Origin of the sequence: Eisenbergiella tayi (genome assembly GCF_001881565.1) — a bacterium.
Taxonomy (GTDB): domain Bacteria; phylum Bacillota; class Clostridia; order Lachnospirales; family Lachnospiraceae; genus Eisenbergiella; species Eisenbergiella tayi.
Genome location: NZ_MPDJ01000004.1, coordinates 722,146 through 739,905, shown reverse-complemented (window position 1 = coordinate 739,905; position 17,760 = coordinate 722,146). Strand labels below are relative to the sequence as shown.

Genomic DNA, 17,760 nt, shown 5'->3' with positions numbered 1-17,760 from the left:
TGTTCATCTATCTGAAATATATCATAACCGGAAATTGTGACAGGAATATGTCCATTTTCAAAAAATGTAATAAAATTTATAAAGTGTTTCTTTATAATTCATTAAAGAAATCGTACGATCAACATTTTTTCATGATCTGTTCATTAGGATAACAGGGAGAGGATATCTGATTATTGAGGAGGAAAAGGGATATTGCTATAATTATATTGAGAACAAAGCAACTGTGGAGGTACTGGACAGCTGCGAAATAAATTGCTCCGGATCAGGAGGTTCGCCATGAAAAAAATGTATATCGTTACCGGCGCGGACGGACATCTGGGGGGTACTGTCGTCCGTATGCTGGAGCAGGAAGATTGTCTGGTGAGGGGGCTGATTCTGCCTGGTGAAGAGGGTGTGAATCGGGGAAATGTGGTTTATTACAGAGGGGATGTGCGCAGAAGGGAAACGCTGCTGCCGCTTTTTGAAAATACAGACGATATGGAAGTGACTGTGATCCATACCGCCGGAATTATCGATATTTCAGGGAAGGTGACACCCCTGGTATATGATGTGAATGTAAACGGAACGAAAACAATTGCCGGGCTCAGCCTGGAAAAACAGGTAAAAAGATTTGTCTATGTCAGTTCCGTCCATGCGATCCCGGAAAATGGGGATTACGGCGTGATGAAAGAGGTTACGGAATTTTCGGAAAAAACGGTTACGGGAGGATATGCCAAAACCAAGGCGGAAGCCACCAGGGCGGTCATGGCCCTGGTTAAGCTGGGCCTGGATGCGGTGGTAGTCCATCCATCCGGTATATTGGGGCCTTTCGGCGGTACGGGAAATTATCTGGTACAGCTGGTAAATGATTATATTATGGGGCGGCTTCCGGCATGCGTAAAGGGCGGTTATGATTTCGTGGATGTGAGGGACGTGGCAAAGGGCTGCCTCCTGGCGGCTTCCAAAGGAAGGAAAGGGGAATGCTATATTCTTTCCAACCGTCATTACGAAATCAAGGAGGTGCTGGCTATGGCCCGGAAAGTCTGTAAATGCAGGAGTGTGCCGGTGCTTCCTATGTGGATGGCCAGGGCCGCGGCCCCTCTTCTTGCCGGTTATGCGAAATGCAGGAAGAAACGTCCGCTGTATACCAGATATTCCCTCTATACGCTTAAAAGCAATGACCGTTTTTCCCACGATAAGGCAACAAAAGAGCTGGGCTACAGTCCGCGTGATCTGATGCAGACGATAAAGGATACGGTACAATGGTTAAGGGAAGGGAAGAAACAGATATGCTTGGATTAAATTTCAGTTCCAGAAAGGACGGTAACTGCGGGGATTTCCTTCAGTTCCTCAAACAGCAGACGAAACATAGGTTTGTGGTAAAATGGATTCATGATTTTGCCTTTGATGGCTGCGGCCCCTGTTCCTATGAATGCATACAGGGAAGCTGTTTGAAAAAGGATGGCTTTTCTGAACTGATGGCATGGATGGACAGAGAAGAGGAATACTTTTTTGTGATGCCTTTGTATAATGGAAATCTGCCGTCGGCTTTTTACCGTCTGCTGGAACGCCTTTCCCCCAGGCTTCATGAAGAGGCGGAGGAAAGGCGGTTCTGGAAAAAGACCCGGATTCTTCTCATAGGGAATCCGGGTCACGGGCTGGAATGTGCCTTACATACACTGAAAGGTTTATACCGGAATGCCGGACAGAAACCGGATATTCTTGTGTTCTCGGCTATGGATTACGGGATGAAGGCCACCAGGGACAGGCTGATTGAGGAAAAGGAGGTAAGAACAAAGCTGATAAAAGCGGCCGGAGAAGCGGATTAGTCAGGAAATCCGGGATTCTGACATGAGAATAGATAACGAAAAAGCTGCCAGCGGCATATACCGTACTGACAGCTTTTCGTTTTCTTATGAGGGGGGAGATAGTTTTGAGTTGTTTAACTATCTGAGATTATAATACAGGAAATTTGTGACGGGAATGTGTACATTTTAGAAAAAGAAAATAAAAAGTCTTAAGGTTTTCTTTAGAAAAAGGGAAGAAGATCTTGCGGCGGGGGAGAACAAAAAGTCAGGAGCTGCCGTCTGCTGTCTGGTGTCCTGTGTCCCGGTCTTCGTTCCCCAGTGTGCGGCGGCGTTCCGGGCCCCGGAGGGAAATATCTCAGCCGCAGGTCCTGCCGCGTCGGGCATTGCGATGGGCCCGAGGGCGGCAAATGGGACAGGTGGGGCTGTCCCATTTGCCCGGTCTCATCTCCATGACGCAGAAAGGATCTGTGGCTGAGATATTTCCCTCCGGGCCCGGAACGCCGCCGCACACTGGGGAACGAAGACCGGGACACAGGACGCGGACAGCAGACGGCAGCTCCTGACTTTTTTAGATGAAGGGAGGAAGGTATTAAAGGGATTAATTAGGTGCAGGGAACTATGCCTCGGCGGGGGTTTCTCCGGATTTGAAGATGCGGTTGAGCATGATGACTGATGCGATGGAGAGGACGAGTTCGGCGACGAACTGGGCATAGGGGAGGCCGTATAGTGGGAAGAGGAAGTTCAGTATGTACAGGGCGGGTATTTCGAGGAGGATTTTGCGGAGGATGGCAAATGCCAGTGCGGATCGGCCGTGGCCTACGGCCTGGAATACGCCTACGGCGATAAAATCCATGCAGAGGAAAGGCAGGCAGAGGCAGAAGCCGCGGAGGAATCGTGTTCCGAAGGCGATAACATCCGCGTTTTTCATAAAGGAATTGATGATGGGGCCGGCTCCGACGGTGAAGAGGATCAGGACGGCTGCCATCAGGGGGACAATGGTTTTGATTGTGAACATGATGGAATCTTTCATGCGTTTGCGGTTGTTGCTGGCATAGTTGTAGCTGATCAGGGGCATGACACCCTGGGAAAATCCTATGGCTACCTGGAGGGGGACCATATTTACTTTCTGGGCGATGCCCATGGCGGCTACGGCATGGGGGCCGAAGGGGGAGGTGAAGTTGTTTAAGATGGTCATACCGGTTACGTTGAGCAGATTTTGGATGGAGGCGGGGATTCCGACGCCGCAGATTCCCAGTACGATTCCTTTTCGGAAGCCGAATTTTTTGGGGGAGATGCATACTACGGTGGTTTTTCTGCGTACGTACAGCAGGATGAAGAAATAGCAGCATGCCACGCAGTTTGAGAGGAAGGTGGCAAGGCCGGCTCCTGCGGCTCCCATGTTAAGGCCCCAGGGGAGAATGAAAATGGGGTCAAGAATTATGTTTAGGAGGCATCCGCTCATGGTGCCGAGGCTGGCGTGGAGTGAGGCACCCTCTGCACGGACCATATAGGCCATTACCACGTTCAATATGGCAGGGGCGGCTCCGCATATGACTGTCCAGCGCAGATAGCCCAGTGTCGCTTCCGCTGTATTGGAATCTGCCCCAAGGACGGTGAGCAGGGGATTTTGAAGAGCAAAGCATAAGAAGGAGAATAAGAAACCGGAAAGCAGTGAGCAGTAGAATCCGAAGGCGGAGCTTCGGCTGACGGTATCGTAGTCTTTGCGTCCCAGCGCCCGGCTCATCATGCTGGAGCTTCCGACGCCGAAGAGGTTATTGACGGCGTTGAAGGCCAGGAGGACCGGGGCTGCCAGTGTTACCGCCGCATTTTGTACAGGGTTGTTTAGCATTCCTACAAAGTAAGTGTCGGCCAGGTTATAGATTACCATGACCAGTGAGCTGAGTACGGTGGGAATCGACAATTGCATTACGGCCTTTGGGATCGGCATCTCCTCGAATAATTGTGTTTTCTGATTATCGGCCATTTCCTTGTTTCCTCCCATGTAAAAGTGAGACATCTGCGAAATGTCTGCGCATATTTCCTTTTATTATAGCAAAGGGAAGTTGTGAAAACAAGACGGACCTCGGGAGCGGGTGCAGCTAAAAAACATCGGTGCCGCCCCTGCCCTGCTGTACCCTCCCGCCTGTGTACCCTGCCTGTGTCTGCCCCGCTGCCCTTTGCGCCCCTCTCTGCCGCCGCAGCCCTGCAAGGTTCCTTACAGGGGACGCTTCCGCTCGGATAATCACGCAGCGGTACTAAGGCTGCAAAAGGACGCAGCCTAAGGACCGGCGTGCTTATAATGCCCCTTATAGGAATCCTTGCAGGGCTGTGGCGGCAGAGAGGGGCGCAAAGGGCAGCGGGGCAGACACAGGCAGGGTACACAGGCGGGAGGGTACAGCAGGGCAGGGGCGGCACCGATGTTTTTTAGCTGCACCCGCTCAGAATCCAAGAACAGCCTGCGGGAAAGTCCCCTGGCTCAGATGGTATTCATTTTTTTATCTGCGGCATTCAGGGCTTGGTGGAATTTACACGGTCGGAATCTACACAAAAGTATTAATAGAAGTATTTATAAGGATATGTTAATATAAATAAATGGAAATACGATAATCGGAAAAGCACAGACCATGGAGATGGGGTTCGTGGTATTTAAAGTAAAAAGTTAGGGATGAGGTAGTTAAGATGCCATTAGCTAAAAAGGAGTACAAATCATATGATGCACTGATTCTGGCGCTGAAGGCGTCTCCTGTCTGTACGGTATTGAAATTTTTGCTGTCAGTTACGCAGTCTATAATGCAGACAGCGGTGATGGCTGTGGCTACGGCCAATTTTGTGGACACGGCGGCTGAAATACTTAATAATGTGCGGCCGCAGAACGACATCTATCTGCCGTTGGTTTTATTGCTTGCTGCGCTGGGAGTGGTAAATACGATTGGAGCGGTTGCGAAGCTGGCCGGAGCCAGGGTCAGTGTGAAGCTTCAGCGGAAATTAAAGCCATCTTTAGTTAAGGTTTATGCGGCATTTGAATATAAGCATATTGAGAATGCAGAGAGTTGGGAATTGATCTCACGTGTAACCAGGGATCCTGTGAAATCGATCATGGATGGGGTGGATGCCTTTATACAGTTCATTCAGATCATAGTATCTGTTTCCTCTGTTTTTCTTTTGATTGTGACACAGGTGTGGTGGGCCGCATTGATCATTCTAGCCTTTTCGGTGCCTATGTTCTGGGTATCGATGCGTGCAGGAAAAAAGAATTATCAGGCTGAGTGTGAAGCGGAAAAATTCAACAGGCGTACTGATTATCTGGGAGAAGTGCTGACCGGGCGGGATAATGTGGACGAGCGTACGTTGTTTGATTACAGTGACGAGGTTAACCGTAAGTGGCAGGAGCAGTACGAGGCGGGCAGAAAAATACAGGTTAAGGTTACGGCTAAAATGTTCCTGATTACAAAAGGTTCCAGCATGATTCTGGCTCTGATTTCACTGCTGGTGGCGCTGACATTGATTGGGCCGGTGGTGCATGGACAGATGACAGCAGGTATGTTTATGGGTATCATAAGCGCTGTGTTCGGTATGATACAAAAATTGGGCTTCCAGATGTCACGTTCCCTTGAGAATATTTCGCGGGTGGGCGAATATATGAAGGATTTGACCGCATTTGTTTCGCTGAGCGAAGAGAAGGATGCATTGATGGAACCGGATGCTGAACCGATAGCCATTGATTTGCTGGAGTTCCGTAATGTGCGCTTCCGATATCCCAGTGGAGACAGATATATTCTTGACGGATTGTCCTTTAAGCTGGAAGCCGGACGTCATTATGCTTTTGTCGGTAAAAACGGCGCGGGAAAGACAACGATTACCAAGCTGTTAACCGGACTGTATCCGGAATATGAAGGGGAAATACTGATAAATGGGACAGAGCTGAGAGAGTATTCCGCCGGTGCGGTGAAAGCGATGTTTTCCGTCGTGTATCAGGATTTTGCCAAATATTATATCGGAATGAAGGATAATATAGCTCTCGGCAATATACATACAAAAGGAAAAGAAAGAGAAGCGGCTCATCTGGCCGGGCTGGATGAAGCCATTGACAGGCTGAGGGATGGTATCGATACGCCGCTGGGGAAAATTCTGAAGGATGGACAGGATATTTCGGGCGGGCAGTGGCAGCGTGTTGCGATTGCGAGATCGCTTATCAGCCAGGCGCCTGTCAGAATTCTTGACGAGCCGACATCGGCGCTTGACCCTATCAGTGAGAGTCTGCTTTACAGTGAATTTGAGAAACTGATGGATGGGAAGACGACTGTATTTATCAGCCACCGTCTCGGTTCTACCAAGCTGGCAGATGAAATACTGGTTATTGATGCGGGAAAAGTTACAGAGCGGGGGACACATGAAGCGCTGATGGCCCAAAAAGGGCGGTATGCAGAGATGTTTGAGACGCAGAGGGAGTGGTATCAATGAGTGCGGAAAAGAAAAAGTACAATTTAGTAACAGTCATACTGCGGATTATCCCTATACAGTTTAGGTCTGCGCCATGGAACTGTTTGATTGAGAATACACTGGGAATCATGAATGGATTGTCGTTCACGCTGGCAGTAGTGGCAACGCAGCGTCTTTTTGATGTGATTTCCAAAGCGGCTGCCGGAAAAGCAGGTTTTTTGGATTGTGTGATTCCCCTGCTCCTGTTGGCGGCGGTTACGTTTGGGCAGCAGATCATTAATGGTGTTCAGAATTTTCATGGGATCGGCATCCTTCTGCCGAAATCCTCCGGAAGGCTTACCGCATTGATTCACAAAAAGCTCAGGCGTATCGATCCTGTATATTTTGAGGATACCGATTTCCTGGATGATCTTAACAAAGCGAGGGAAGGCATCCGGGCAATTACCATGTTCTGCATGATTGTATTTGTCTGCGTGAGTTTTTACGGGGTTTATTTTTTGTCAATCGGAGTATACCTGTTCCGGCTGAAACCCATGCTGATCATAACGCTGCTTCTTGCATTTATCCCTGCTCTGTCGGCACAGGCCGTCAATGTACGGGTATTTACCAGGCTGGAAGAACAGAGCGCTCCGCTCAGGCGGGAATATGAGTATTATCAAAAAGCGATCTGCGACAGGGAGTATTTTAAGGAAACCCGTATCCTGGGTGCATTTTCCTTCTTCTATCATTTATTTGAAGATACCATGAAACTGCTGACGGAAAAGGTATGGAAAGCGGAGCGGAAAACGGCATTGCTTCAGCTTTTATTGGATTTTACGGCATTTGTGGGAATGGCCCTTTCGGCCTACATGCTGTTTAGAGCAACGATGTCTGGAGAGATTACGGTCGGGATGTTCGCTGCTGTGTTTGCGGCGCTGGGGCAGATATTTGCCATTATGCAGGAGATTGTAACGCAGCATATCGGCAATATGAACAGGGATATGGGGAAGGTGGTCAATTTCATACGGCTGCTTGATATGCAGGAGCATACAGGCACAGAAGGAGAAACGGATTTTGCCAGAGGTGTTGCGGCAAAAGACATCAGCTTTACTTATCCCGGCAGAGATAAACCTGCTATAAAGAATGTATCATTGGAAATCGCAGAGGGGGAGACGATTGCCATTGTCGGAGAAAACGGTGCCGGGAAAAGTACGCTTGTACGCCTGCTGACCGGTATTTACCGTCCGTCAGAAGGTAAAGTATTCATCGGCGGACTGGATACGGCTGTGGCTTCCCCTGCCTCCGTTTATAAGGGAGTATCGGGTGTGTTCCAAAAATACCAGCGTTATAAAATGACTCTTAAGGAAAATGTGGCTATCAGTGATGTTTCAGCCGAGGCCGGAGCCGAAAAGATTCATTCCGTACTGTCCGAGGCAGACTTTGAGATGGGCGATATCAAACTCGATGACATGCTGTCGCCGGAGTTCGGCGGAATTGATTTATCCGGAGGGCAGTGGCAGCGGATCGCAATCGCCCGCGGGCTGTACCGGGTAAACGGTTTCATCGTATTGGATGAACCCACATCCGCTATCGATCCGATTGAAGAAACAAAGATTTACAAGCAGTTTGAACAGCTGGCAAAAGGGAAATGTGCGGTAGTGGTAACCCATCGTCTTGGTTCTGCTAAACTGGCGCATCGTATTGTAGTCATGGATGGCGGTGAGATTGTTGATATCGGGACGCATGAGGAGCTTATGTCCCATCCGGGCAAATATGCGACGATGTGGGAGAAACAGGCTCAGTGGTATGAAAGGGCTGAAGATTGTGTTCCTGCACAGCTTCCTGTGTAAAATGCAGGCAAATGGCTTGCTCAGCACGATGAGGAAAAGGTGATATTTGAAATTTCCCATTAATTATTTTTTATAAACTTGGAGGAAACTGTATGGAACTGCGGCTTGAAAATGAAAAAGATTACTTTGAAGTGGAAAATCTGACAAGAGAAGCCTTCTGGGATGTATACCGTCCGGGATGTAGTGAACATCTTGTCCTCGATAAATTAAGGCAAGCGGATTCTTTCATCAAAGATTTGGATTATGTTTTGATTGAGGATGGAAAGATTGTCGGGAATATAGTCTACACGAAAATGTTTACCGGCACAGAACGGAAAATGAGCGATGAAGTGATTGCATTTGGCCCCATAAGTGTTCATCCGGATTTCCAGAGAAAAGGCCTGGGAAAGAAATTGATAGAATATACCCTGGATAAAGCAAAATGTTTGGGATATAAAGCAGTACTCATTACAGGAGATAATAATTATTATAATCCTCTGGGCTTTGAATCCGCCTGCAGGTATCATGTTTATCTGCCGGGGACATCGGAGGATGATGAAGCGGCATTTTTTATGGCAAAGGAATTGGAAGAAGGGTATCTCGGTAATAACAGCGGGATATATGATTTTGATACTTGCTTTAATGTCAGCGAAGAGGAACTGGAAATATTTGATCGGAAGTTTCCTGAAAAAGCGAAACGAGAAGCGAGGGAAACAGATTTGACATGACCGGATAACGTTGGCTCTACAGCATTCCTGATGTTGTAAAAAATATATTTAACAGGAGAAAACAGAGAAAATGAATCAGAAGAATACGGTTGTATTAATAGTTGATGTACAGAATGCGCTCATGGAAGCACATCCCTTCCGTGAGGAAGAGCTGACAGACAATCTGAAGGCTATTATCCATAACGCTAGGCAGACGGGCCTGGAAGTGGTATATGTGCGCCATGACGGCGGTGAAGGGGACGAGCTCGCCTTGGGGACGCAGGGCTGGCAGATATTCGATGCTACAGCCCCGCAGGAAGGAGAACGAATCTTTGAAAAACGCTTTAATAGCGCCTTTAAAGATACCGGACTGGGGGAATATTTAAAGGAGAAGAAGATAACGGAAATTATTCTGGGAGGCCTGCAGACAGAATATTGTATCGATGCCACATGTAAATCCGCTTTTGAACGGGGCTTTCACGTATGGATTCCTGCCCATACCACTTCGACCTTTGATAATGATTATTTTACGGCAGAGCAGCTTACGGAGTATTTTGAGAAAAAAATGTGGGATGGGAGATATGCGGATGTAAGGCCGGTGGAAGAAATAATTGAAAAAATGAAAAACTTCCCAATTTCTTAATAATTCCTTCAGGGAATTAAGAACTTATTTAATCTTTGATCACAGAATGAACACAATTGAAAGGTATGATAATAACAGATAGTTGATATACAACTCACTTAACTATCTCCCCCCTCATAAACAGCCTTCCGCCATTAAAAACGGTGGAAGGCTGCTTTATTTTACCCAAAAAGGCGCTGCGGCTTTGCTGTCCTGAACAGCTCTCCGCAGGTTTTTTGCCTAATAATTATCTTTATCTGTAAATCTGGCATAATATTGGGGATCAGTAAAAGCGAAGGTATCCCCTTTCTGCTTCAGAACCCATTTCTTGAGGGGTGTCTCCTGAAGCGGCACACAGACGATGCCGAGAATTGCCATGGCGATGATTCCTCCGAGAACATCCATAGCTGTTACATTGGAGATCTGGCTGCAAAGATAGATACCGGCAGGAAGAAAAAGAACATAAGCTGTAAAGAATCCCGGGCAGTAAATGAATTTCTTACCGGTCTTGCGGTAACGTTTCAGAGAATAACAGCCTACCACTGTATGCGCCAGAACTTCGCCGAAGCTGAGAATGATGATACAGATGGCGACCATATTGGACATTCCGCCAAGCTGGGCGGGAACAGCGTAAATCAGCGGGATGACTGCCAGACCTATATTGGTGATCATATCGGTAAAACGGCTCATGGGATAGCGGTCGAGATACCTGCTTCCGAAGTCCTTTGGCCCAAAGATAATATTATAGATATAATGCAGGCCTCCTGGGCATTTCCATTCTTCCAATACATGGAGCGGCATGATGACCGCCAGGAAAGCGCCGCCCTTTGCGCCGGGTGTCCAGCTGTTCCAGTTGAGTATGAGTAAAAAAGCAACGATTACGCCGAGAATGCCAAGGCAGACCAGCCATATGGTGTTGCACCATTTATCCAGTTTTTTAACCATTATTTAATCCCCACTTTCTGTAGAATGGAAGGCTTGCTGTCATGATAGATTTCCAAAACCTTGTCTTTTTTATAGCCATACATTTCTTCCTCTGCAAAAGGATAATTGTTCTTTCTGTTTTTCATAAGGAATACCGGCGCAATGAAGCAGATAATCATGGCAGCAAACGCGCCGGGAATTCCGAACCAGAGCTGTCCGGCCTTTTCCGGCAGACGGGTCACCACATACCATATGTAATAAATGGCCACAGGGGCCTGCAGAAATAAAGTAGAGCCGAGGCCCGGATTATAAATGTCTTTCAGTGAAAAATTGATCAGCAGCGCATGGGCGCCGAGCTGCACCAGAACACAGAGCACCTGGGAAGCACCAAGCCAGATGACGTCTGGAAAGCAAATCGCCAGGATATAGAAGGTGTAGCATAAAAATACATTGCAGATAAAACACTGCTGCGCATGAAAGGGATATTTATAAGGCGCTTCTTTTTCCCGAAAAGCTGCCATGTTGGTAATAGAGGGCATTCCGCCGGGGAAGGCATATTCCTCTGTCTGATGAACCAGCATTGCCATCCAGCTAAATATCAGGATTGTCTGTATGCGGGGCAGATTACCGCAGCCCCAAAGCCCCATGAAAAATGTGAGTAACACAAAAAGGACTCCTCCAATCAGATACCAGTATCTTCTCCAGAATTTCATGACATTCCCCTCACTTTTTATGAATGAATTGGCTGTAATATTTCGGATCCGCGAAAGCAAACATACCTTTTTCCTGCCTGATAACCCATTTTTTCAGCGGAGTTTCGGACAGAGGGATGCAGATGAGCATCATAACGACTAACAGAATCACGCACCACAGCCAGTCCCTTCCGGTGATATTGTTCAGGCGGACAGCCAGATAAATGCCGCTGGGCAGGAACATCATGTAAGAAGTGGCAAATCCGGGATTGTAAATCGTCTTTTTGCCGTCCTTCTTATACCAATGCAGAGTCATAAATCCGGCGCAGGTATGCGCAAGAACCTCGATGAAGCAGAAGAGCATCATACAAAGTGTGACTGCGTTGGAAAGAGAGGTTACGCAGGAAAGAAGCAGATAAACAAGGGGAATCCACTGTAAGCCGACGTTGGTGACCATATCCGTCAGCCTGCTCATAGGATAGCGGCTCAAATCCTGTCTGTTCTTTTCTTTTGGGCCAAGCAGCGTGTTATAAAAATGATGCAGGCCGCCGGGAAATTTCCATTCCTCCAGCACATGAAAGGGCATGATTACAGCGGCAAACACTGCACCCTGAGCGCCGAGCGGCATGTTATCCCAGAAGAGGGCCGCACAGACCGCCGTGATGACTCCGGTTACGCAGATAAAGATAATCCAGTCGATGCCGCACCATTTGTTTAATTTCCTTACCATATTATTTTGCCTCCTTTGCAGCCTTTGCCGCTTTTCTTTCTTCCCAGAGCTTTATGACGTGCTCTTTGTTATAGCCGTAGAGCTCCCGGTCGTCAAAGGGATACTTGGAATTCTTGTCTTTCATAAAGAGGATTGGAACAATAAATGTCAGAAGCAGCATGGCAAGAGAACCGGGAATCCCCCACCAAAGCTGGCCGGCTTTGTCCGGCATATAACGGACCACATACCAGATGTAATAAATCGCGACGGGAGTCTGCAGGAAAGCAGTGGATGCAAGACCCGGATTATATTTACTTTTAAGCCGCACATTCATGGCGATTCCATGTCCCGGCAGCTGCCAGACTCCGGCAAGCACCTGGGATGCGCCCATCCAGATCAGATTGGGAAACAGGATGGGAATGATATAGCTTAAATAGCAGAAAATCACATTGCTTAAGAAGCTCTGCCGTGCATTGAGAGGATACCGCTCAGGATGATCCACTTCCCCAAGTCCGGCCATGTTGGATATGATTGGAAAACCGCCGGGGAACGCATACTCCTCAAACTGATGCATAAGCATTCCCATCCAGCTGAATACCAGAATGATCTGAATTGTGCCCAGACGGTAACAGCCCCAGAGCCCCATGATGAATGCCAGCAGGACAAAAAGGATTCCTCCTATGTAATACCAGTTCTTTCTCCAGAAAGTCATGTTGAATACCTCCTACCAAATATAAAAATTTGACAAATTGCTTTAACACCATTATGCTAAACACATAGGGTTTAAGTCAACAAACTGTTGATTTGAGATTGTGCTAAAACCAACAATCAGGAGCCCAATTTTTGTAAAAGCAACATTTCGCGCTATTTTGTTGAGGTATTGATATGGAAAATCAAAGAATCCGCCTGAGCAAGGCCATGCTGAAAGCAGGGCTGCTGACGCTTTTGAAAGAAAAGCCTCTGAATCAGATTTCTATTTATGAACTCTGTGCAGCCTCTCAGATTAACCGTACTACATTTTATAAATACTATGGCAGTCAAACCGACCTGCTGAAGGAAATAGAAGCAGACTTTTTCGCGCAGTTGGATGAGGATTTGAAACCCATTATCGAACAGAACCCTGATGCGCTTATCTCCGTTTTGAACCATCTTCATGAACAGCGGGAGCTTTTCTGTACTCTTGTCAAAGTCATTCCCACACAGGACTTTGCGGAGCATCTGTTTACGATTCCAAGCATCGCCAGGATTTTCCGAAATATGGCGGATGCCGGCAATTATTCGGAAAGTGAAGCAAAGTACATCCGCAGGTTTGTTTTTCAGGGAACCTTCGCCGTTCTCTGTGATTGGCTGGGAAGTGAAACCCCGGAACCGGTGTCGGAAATCGCCGGGGTGTTAAGCTTGCTGAAAAGCAGGCTGTAAGGTATAAATTTTCTTTTACGCACGGAGATTATAGCAGCCGCAGCCAATCTTTACGATATCATACAGGATCTGCGCGGGACATCTCGGTTGAAAAAAGCCTCTTTCTGTGCTATCCTTATCTAAGTATTTTACTCAACAAACTAAGCAATGATCAGAAAAAGAGGAAATGATATGGCAGCATTAAAGACATTACTTGAGAATCTGGATGTTACGGTAGTGCGGGGAACAACGGAACTGGATGTACCCGATGTCGTATACGATTCCAGAAAAATTACAAAGGGATGTTTGTTTATCTGTATAGAAGGCGCCAATTTTGACGGCCACAGCGCAGCGGCGCAGGCAGTGGAAAAAGGAGCCGCGGTTCTGGTAACACAAAAGGAAGTGGATATACCCGCAGATGCGCAGGTGACTGTACTGAAGGTGGAAAATACCCGGTATGCCATGGCTTTTATTTCCGCCGCATGGTTCGGGCATCCTGCCCGCCGGCTGAAGACTATCGGAATAACAGGAACCAAGGGAAAGACCACCTCTGCCTATCTGGTGAAATCCATTTTAGAGAATACCGGATTTAAGGTTGGTCTGGTGGGCACTATAGAAGTTATCATCGGAGATACTCATATTCATTCGGATAATACCACGCCGGAATCCTATGTCCTTCAGTCTTATATGGCCAGGATGGCGGAAGCCGGATGTGATGCGGTGGTAATGGAGGTTTCCTCCCAGGCGCTTATGCAGCATCGAAGCCAGGGCTTCGTATTTGATTACGGGATTTTTACCAATATAGAGCCGGATCATATAGGACCCAATGAACACAGCAGCTTCGAGGAATATATGCACTGCAAGGGCATGCTTTTCAGGCAGTGCCGTGTCGGGATCGCCAACTGCGATGACGTACACTGGGAAAAGGTGATGGAAGGGCACACCTGCGAGCTGGAAACCTATGGTTTATCCCCTCAGGCCGATTTGCGTGCGGAAAACCTGCGTCTGACCAACCATAACGGCCATCTGGGAGTGGCATTCCGGGTGGGAGGGCTCATGGAGTTCGACGGTGAAATCGCCATGCCGGGCCGGTTCAGTGTCTATAATGCGCTGACGGCCATTGCCATCTGCCGGCACTTCGGCGTTACGGAGGATGCGATAAAGAAAGCGCTGAAGGAAGCTAAGGTAAAGGGCAGAATAGAAATGGTAAAGGTGTCAGATGAATTTACGCTTCTCATCGATTACGCGCATAATGCCATGGCTTTGGAAAGTCTTCTGACTACCCTGAAGGAGTACGATCACGGCCGGCTGGTATGTGTATTCGGCTGCGGAGGCAACCGTTCCCGGCTTCGCCGCTATGAAATGGGTGAGGTGAGCGGCCGGCTGGCGGATTTGACTGTTATTACATCCGATAACCCGCGCTTTGAAGAGCCCCAGGCCATTATTGATGATATCAAAACAGGAATCAGTAAAACGGATGGGGAATATATCGAGATTTGCGACCGGAAGGAAGCCATTGCTTACGCTATTGACAACGGCAGGCCGGGAGACATCATCGTGCTTGCCGGCAAGGGGCATGAGGACTATCAGGAAATCAAAGGCGTCAAGCATCCTATGGACGAAAGGGAGCTAATTGCAGAGGTCCTGAGGGAACGCGGCAGATGACGGAACGCTTCCTGTTTTCGGCGAAAATATAAAAGAACATAAGAAAAAGAAGATGAGGTATACATGCAGGGCAGATTTGCAAATATTATAGTGGATATTTCCCACGAAAAGGTGGACCGCCCGTTTCAGTACCGGGTCCCGGAGGCTCTTTCGGGTATCCCGGAGCCCGGTATGCGGGTGAGGATTCCCTTTGGCAGCGGCAACAACCTGCGGACCGGCTATATTATAGAAATGACGGATGAACCGGAATTCGATGTGACCCGTCTGAAGGAAATCCATTCCATCATAGAGGAGGGCGTGCAGGTGGAAGGCCGTCTGATACGGCTGGCCTTCTGGATGAAGGAGCACTATGGCTCCACTATGATAAATGCGTTGAAGACCGTTCTGCCCGTAAAGCAGAAGCTGAAGCAGCAGGAGAAAAAAGAAATCTGCCTTCGGGTAAGCAGAGAGGAAGCCAGGGCGGAGATGCTGGAATGCGAACGAAAGCATCAGCGGGCCAAGGCCAGGGTTCTGCAGGAGCTGATAGAGGAGGAACGCCTTCCTCAGATGTTGGTGGCCAGGAAACTGAATATTTCCCCGGCCACTTTTCGAAGTCTGAGGGATGCCGGGCTGATTTCCATCAACAGCGTCCCTTATTACCGGAATCCGGTAAAGCTGGATGCGGACAGGGAAGAGGGGCATCGGCTCAGCAGGAACCAGCAGGATATTGTGGATACCGTGACTGCGGATTATGACAATGGGACCCGGCAGACCTATCTGCTGAGGGGAATTACCGGCAGCGGGAAAACGGAAGTATATATGGAACTGATTGCCCGGATCATTGAGCGGGGAAGGCAGGCCATCATGCTGATTCCGGAAATTGCGCTGACTTACCAGACGGTGCTGCGTTTTTATAAACGCTTCGGAGATCGGGTGTCCATATTGAATTCAACCCTTTCTCCCGGGGAAAAATATGATCAGTGTGAACGAGCGAGGAAAGGGGAGATCGATGTTATCATAGGCCCCCGCTCGGCGCTGTTCACACCTTTTCCGGATATAGGAATCATCATTATAGATGAAGAGCATGAAAACAGCTATAAAAGTGAAACCATGCCGAAATACCATGCAAGGGAAACGGCGGAGGAGCTGGCAAGGCTCCATGGGGCCAGCGTCTTTTTAGGCTCCGCAACCCCTTCCCTGGACAGCTATTACCGGGCCAGGCAGGGGCGTTACAGGCTGTTTACCCTGAATGAACGTCTCACTGGGGGCGAGCTTCCTGTGGTTTATGTGGAGGATCTGAGAAAGGAGCTTAAGGAAGGAAACCGTTCTATTTTTTCTGCTAGGCTTGGCGCTCTTCTGCAGGACAGGCTGGAAAGAGGAGAGCAGAGCATGCTTTTTCTCAACAGAAGAGGCTATGCGGGCTTTGTTTCCTGCCGGATGTGCGGGCATGTTATGAAATGTCCCCACTGCGACGTATCGTTATCCGAACACAAAAACGGCACGCTGGTGTGCCATTACTGCGGTTTCACACAGCCGGCCGTGAAGCTGTGCCCGGAATGCGGATCCAAATATATCCTGGGCTTCAGGGCAGGTACGGAACAGATTGAGGAGCAGCTCCATAAGCTGTATCCGGATAAAAAAGTGCTGCGTATGGACGCGGATACCACGAAGACAAAAGACAGCTATGAAAAGATTTTATCCGCATTTTCCGCGGGAGAAGCGGATATCCTGGTGGGAACCCAGATGATAGTCAAGGGACATGATTTTCCCAATGTGACGCTGATGGGAATCATGGCTGCGGATATGTCCCTGTCGGTGAACGATTACCGGGCGGGAGAACGTACCTTCCAGCTGCTTACACAGGCCGCGGGAAGGGCCGGAAGAGGAAAGAGGCCCGGAGAGGTGGTCATCCAGACCTACCAGCCCGAGCATTACAGCATCCTCCATGCGGCGGCCCAGGATTATAAGGGCTTTTATGAAGAAGAAATCCTTTACCGCCAGCTGCTTTCCTACCCGCCGGTATCCCATATCCTGGCGGTGCAGGTAACCTCCTTAACGGAGAAGGGCGGCGAAGAGCTGGCCGGAATTCTTAAGGCCCTTGCGGAAAAAACAGAAGAAGGCAGAGAGGAACACACGATCCTCATCGGCCCTGCTCCTGCCTTTATCGGCAGAATCAATGATATTTTCCGGTATGTCCTCTATATTAAAAATCCGGATTATGATATACTTATCCGGCTGAAAAACCGGATGGAACGTTTCCTGAAGGAACAGGAACGTAAAGATGAAAATGTACAGTTTGATTTTGATCCCATGTCCTCTTTTTAGTACGGTATTGTTTCGAAACTCAGACTAAGCAAGGGTTCTCCTATCCTCTAAGGTGGTGAGAGGAATTGCCGGAAACAAATCAAACGGCAGTGGTGGGCGGAGAGAAATCGGTATCCTCCACTGCCATGAGGTCAATTACGTGCGAATGTAATATTCGGTCGCACTTCGACAATATACCGAGAGTGGATTGAAGCAAAAGAAGAAAGGTGGAAGAAGAAAATGGCAATCAGAAATATCAGAATTATGGGGGATCCCATTCTGGAAAAGGTATGTAAGGAAGTAAAGGAAGTGACTCCCCGTATAAAGGAACTGATTGAAGATATGTTGGAAACCATGTATGATGCCAACGGCGTGGGACTTGCGGCTCCCCAGGTAGGAGTCCTGAAAAGAATTGTGGTGATTGATGTGACGGGGGAGGACCCAATAGTCCTGATTAATCCCCGTATCCTGGAAACCAGCGGAGAGCAGACAGGGGGCGAAGGCTGCCTGAGCCTGCCCGGAAAAAGCGGAACGGTAACCCGTCCCAATTATGTGAAAGTAAAGGCTTATGACAGAGATATGAAGCCCTTTGAAATAGAAGGAACGGAGCTGTTGGCCAGAGCCTTCTGCCATGAGATCGATCACCTGGACGGCCATATGTATGTGGAGAAGGTGGAAGGTGAGCTGACGGACGTGGAAGAAGTGGAAGAATAAGAAAGGCAGAC

At 48.3% G+C, this 17,760-nt stretch carries 15 protein-coding genes; 10 read left to right on the top strand and 5 right to left on the bottom strand.

Features of this window, described 5'->3' with window-relative positions; all coding sequences use genetic code 11:
- Window positions 1-276 precede the first annotated feature (276 nt).
- Entirely contained in the window at window positions 277-1,281 is a 1,005-nt protein-coding gene (locus BLA28_RS17915; RefSeq protein ID WP_069154389.1) for an NAD-dependent epimerase/dehydratase family protein, read from the top strand.
- Window positions 1,269-1,808, top strand: coding sequence for an NAD(P)H-dependent oxidoreductase (locus BLA28_RS17910; protein WP_169897265.1), 540 nt, complete (start codon window positions 1,269-1,271; stop codon window positions 1,806-1,808). The genes BLA28_RS17915 and BLA28_RS17910 overlap by 13 nt, the downstream gene beginning before the upstream one ends.
- 595 nt (window positions 1,809-2,403) lie before the next feature.
- Here BLA28_RS17910 and BLA28_RS17905 read toward each other — a convergent pair.
- Window positions 2,404-3,771 (bottom strand): MATE family efflux transporter, encoded by a 1,368-nt coding sequence (locus BLA28_RS17905; RefSeq protein WP_069154809.1) that lies wholly within the window; start codon window positions 3,769-3,771, stop codon window positions 2,404-2,406.
- A gap of 695 nt (window positions 3,772-4,466) precedes the next feature.
- Here BLA28_RS17905 and BLA28_RS17900 point away from each other — a divergent pair.
- The 4 genes from BLA28_RS17900 to BLA28_RS17885 all read left to right on the top strand — a co-directional run bounded on the left by BLA28_RS17900 (window position 4,467) and on the right by BLA28_RS17885 (window position 9,385).
- Complete coding sequence (locus BLA28_RS17900; RefSeq protein ID WP_069158372.1) at window positions 4,467-6,248, top strand: ABC transporter ATP-binding protein; 1,782 nt, start codon at window positions 4,467-4,469, stop codon at window positions 6,246-6,248.
- Window positions 6,245-8,056, top strand: coding sequence for an ABC transporter ATP-binding protein (locus tag BLA28_RS17895; protein ID WP_069158371.1), 1,812 nt, complete (start codon window positions 6,245-6,247; stop codon window positions 8,054-8,056). Before BLA28_RS17900 ends, BLA28_RS17895 begins: the two co-directional genes overlap by 4 nt.
- Window positions 8,057-8,148: 92 nt before the next feature.
- Complete coding sequence (locus BLA28_RS17890) at window positions 8,149-8,763, top strand: GNAT family N-acetyltransferase (protein ID WP_069158370.1); 615 nt, start codon at window positions 8,149-8,151, stop codon at window positions 8,761-8,763.
- Between the two features lie 70 nt (window positions 8,764-8,833).
- Window positions 8,834-9,385, top strand: coding sequence for a cysteine hydrolase family protein (locus BLA28_RS17885; RefSeq protein WP_069158369.1), 552 nt, complete (start codon window positions 8,834-8,836; stop codon window positions 9,383-9,385).
- A gap of 219 nt (window positions 9,386-9,604) precedes the next feature.
- On the opposite strand, the gene BLA28_RS17880 is transcribed toward BLA28_RS17885, so the two are convergent.
- Genes BLA28_RS17880 through BLA28_RS17865 form a run of 4 tightly spaced genes read right to left on the bottom strand, consistent with a single transcriptional unit; the run spans window position 9,605 to window position 12,401 of the window.
- Window positions 9,605-10,309 (bottom strand): HXXEE domain-containing protein, encoded by a 705-nt coding sequence (locus tag BLA28_RS17880; protein WP_069158368.1) that lies wholly within the window; start codon window positions 10,307-10,309, stop codon window positions 9,605-9,607.
- Window positions 10,309-11,001 (bottom strand): HXXEE domain-containing protein, encoded by a 693-nt coding sequence (locus tag BLA28_RS17875; RefSeq protein ID WP_069154370.1) that lies wholly within the window; start codon window positions 10,999-11,001, stop codon window positions 10,309-10,311. The genes BLA28_RS17880 and BLA28_RS17875 overlap by 1 nt, the downstream gene beginning before the upstream one ends.
- A gap of 10 nt (window positions 11,002-11,011) precedes the next feature.
- The gene (locus BLA28_RS17870; protein WP_069158367.1) at window positions 11,012-11,710 is read right to left on the bottom strand and encodes an HXXEE domain-containing protein; all 699 of its coding nucleotides are present in this window, start codon (window positions 11,708-11,710) and stop codon (window positions 11,012-11,014) included.
- Between the two features lies 1 nt (window position 11,711).
- Window positions 11,712-12,401, bottom strand: a complete 690-nt coding sequence (locus tag BLA28_RS17865) for an HXXEE domain-containing protein (protein ID WP_069158366.1) — start codon at window positions 12,399-12,401, stop codon at window positions 11,712-11,714.
- 173 nt (window positions 12,402-12,574) lie between these two features.
- Between BLA28_RS17865 and BLA28_RS17860 the strand changes: the two genes are divergently transcribed.
- From BLA28_RS17860 to def, 4 genes are all read left to right on the top strand, one after another.
- Entirely contained in the window at window positions 12,575-13,108 is a 534-nt protein-coding gene (locus BLA28_RS17860) for a TetR/AcrR family transcriptional regulator (protein WP_176726835.1), read from the top strand.
- A 171-nt stretch (window positions 13,109-13,279) separates the two neighbouring features.
- On the top strand, window positions 13,280-14,752 hold the full coding sequence (locus tag BLA28_RS17855; RefSeq protein ID WP_069158365.1) for a UDP-N-acetylmuramoyl-L-alanyl-D-glutamate--2,6-diaminopimelate ligase: 1,473 nt from the start codon (window positions 13,280-13,282) through the stop codon (window positions 14,750-14,752).
- 63 nt (window positions 14,753-14,815) lie between these two features.
- Complete coding sequence (gene priA / locus BLA28_RS17850) at window positions 14,816-17,056, top strand: replication restart helicase PriA (RefSeq protein ID WP_069158364.1); 2,241 nt, start codon at window positions 14,816-14,818, stop codon at window positions 17,054-17,056.
- Between the two features lie 219 nt (window positions 17,057-17,275).
- Entirely contained in the window at window positions 17,276-17,749 is a 474-nt protein-coding gene (gene def, locus BLA28_RS17845) for a peptide deformylase (RefSeq protein ID WP_044963211.1), read from the top strand.
- Window positions 17,750-17,760: the final 11 nt, after the last annotated feature.

Excerpts from the sequence above, each read along its gene's own strand:
- BLA28_RS17915 (WP_069154389.1), top strand. The coding sequence starts at position 277 with ATGAAAAAAATGTATATCGTTACCGGCGCGGACGGACATCTGGGGGGT.
- BLA28_RS17910 (WP_169897265.1), top strand. The coding sequence starts at position 1,269 with ATGCTTGGATTAAATTTCAGTTCCAGAAAGGACGGTAACTGCGGGGAT.
- BLA28_RS17905 (WP_069154809.1), bottom strand. The coding sequence starts at position 3,771 with ATGGCCGATAATCAGAAAACACAATTATTCGAGGAGATGCCGATCCCA.
- BLA28_RS17900 (WP_069158372.1), top strand. The coding sequence starts at position 4,467 with ATGCCATTAGCTAAAAAGGAGTACAAATCATATGATGCACTGATTCTG.
- BLA28_RS17895 (WP_069158371.1), top strand. The coding sequence starts at position 6,245 with ATGAGTGCGGAAAAGAAAAAGTACAATTTAGTAACAGTCATACTGCGG.
- BLA28_RS17890 (WP_069158370.1), top strand. The coding sequence starts at position 8,149 with ATGGAACTGCGGCTTGAAAATGAAAAAGATTACTTTGAAGTGGAAAAT.
- BLA28_RS17885 (WP_069158369.1), top strand. The coding sequence starts at position 8,834 with ATGAATCAGAAGAATACGGTTGTATTAATAGTTGATGTACAGAATGCG.
- BLA28_RS17880 (WP_069158368.1), bottom strand. The coding sequence starts at position 10,309 with ATGGTTAAAAAACTGGATAAATGGTGCAACACCATATGGCTGGTCTGC.
- BLA28_RS17875 (WP_069154370.1), bottom strand. The coding sequence starts at position 11,001 with ATGAAATTCTGGAGAAGATACTGGTATCTGATTGGAGGAGTCCTTTTT.
- BLA28_RS17870 (WP_069158367.1), bottom strand. The coding sequence starts at position 11,710 with ATGGTAAGGAAATTAAACAAATGGTGCGGCATCGACTGGATTATCTTT.
- BLA28_RS17865 (WP_069158366.1), bottom strand. The coding sequence starts at position 12,401 with ATGACTTTCTGGAGAAAGAACTGGTATTACATAGGAGGAATCCTTTTT.
- BLA28_RS17860 (WP_176726835.1), top strand. The coding sequence starts at position 12,575 with ATGGAAAATCAAAGAATCCGCCTGAGCAAGGCCATGCTGAAAGCAGGG.
- BLA28_RS17855 (WP_069158365.1), top strand. The coding sequence starts at position 13,280 with ATGGCAGCATTAAAGACATTACTTGAGAATCTGGATGTTACGGTAGTG.
- priA (WP_069158364.1), top strand. The coding sequence starts at position 14,816 with ATGCAGGGCAGATTTGCAAATATTATAGTGGATATTTCCCACGAAAAG.
- def (WP_044963211.1), top strand. The coding sequence starts at position 17,276 with ATGGCAATCAGAAATATCAGAATTATGGGGGATCCCATTCTGGAAAAG.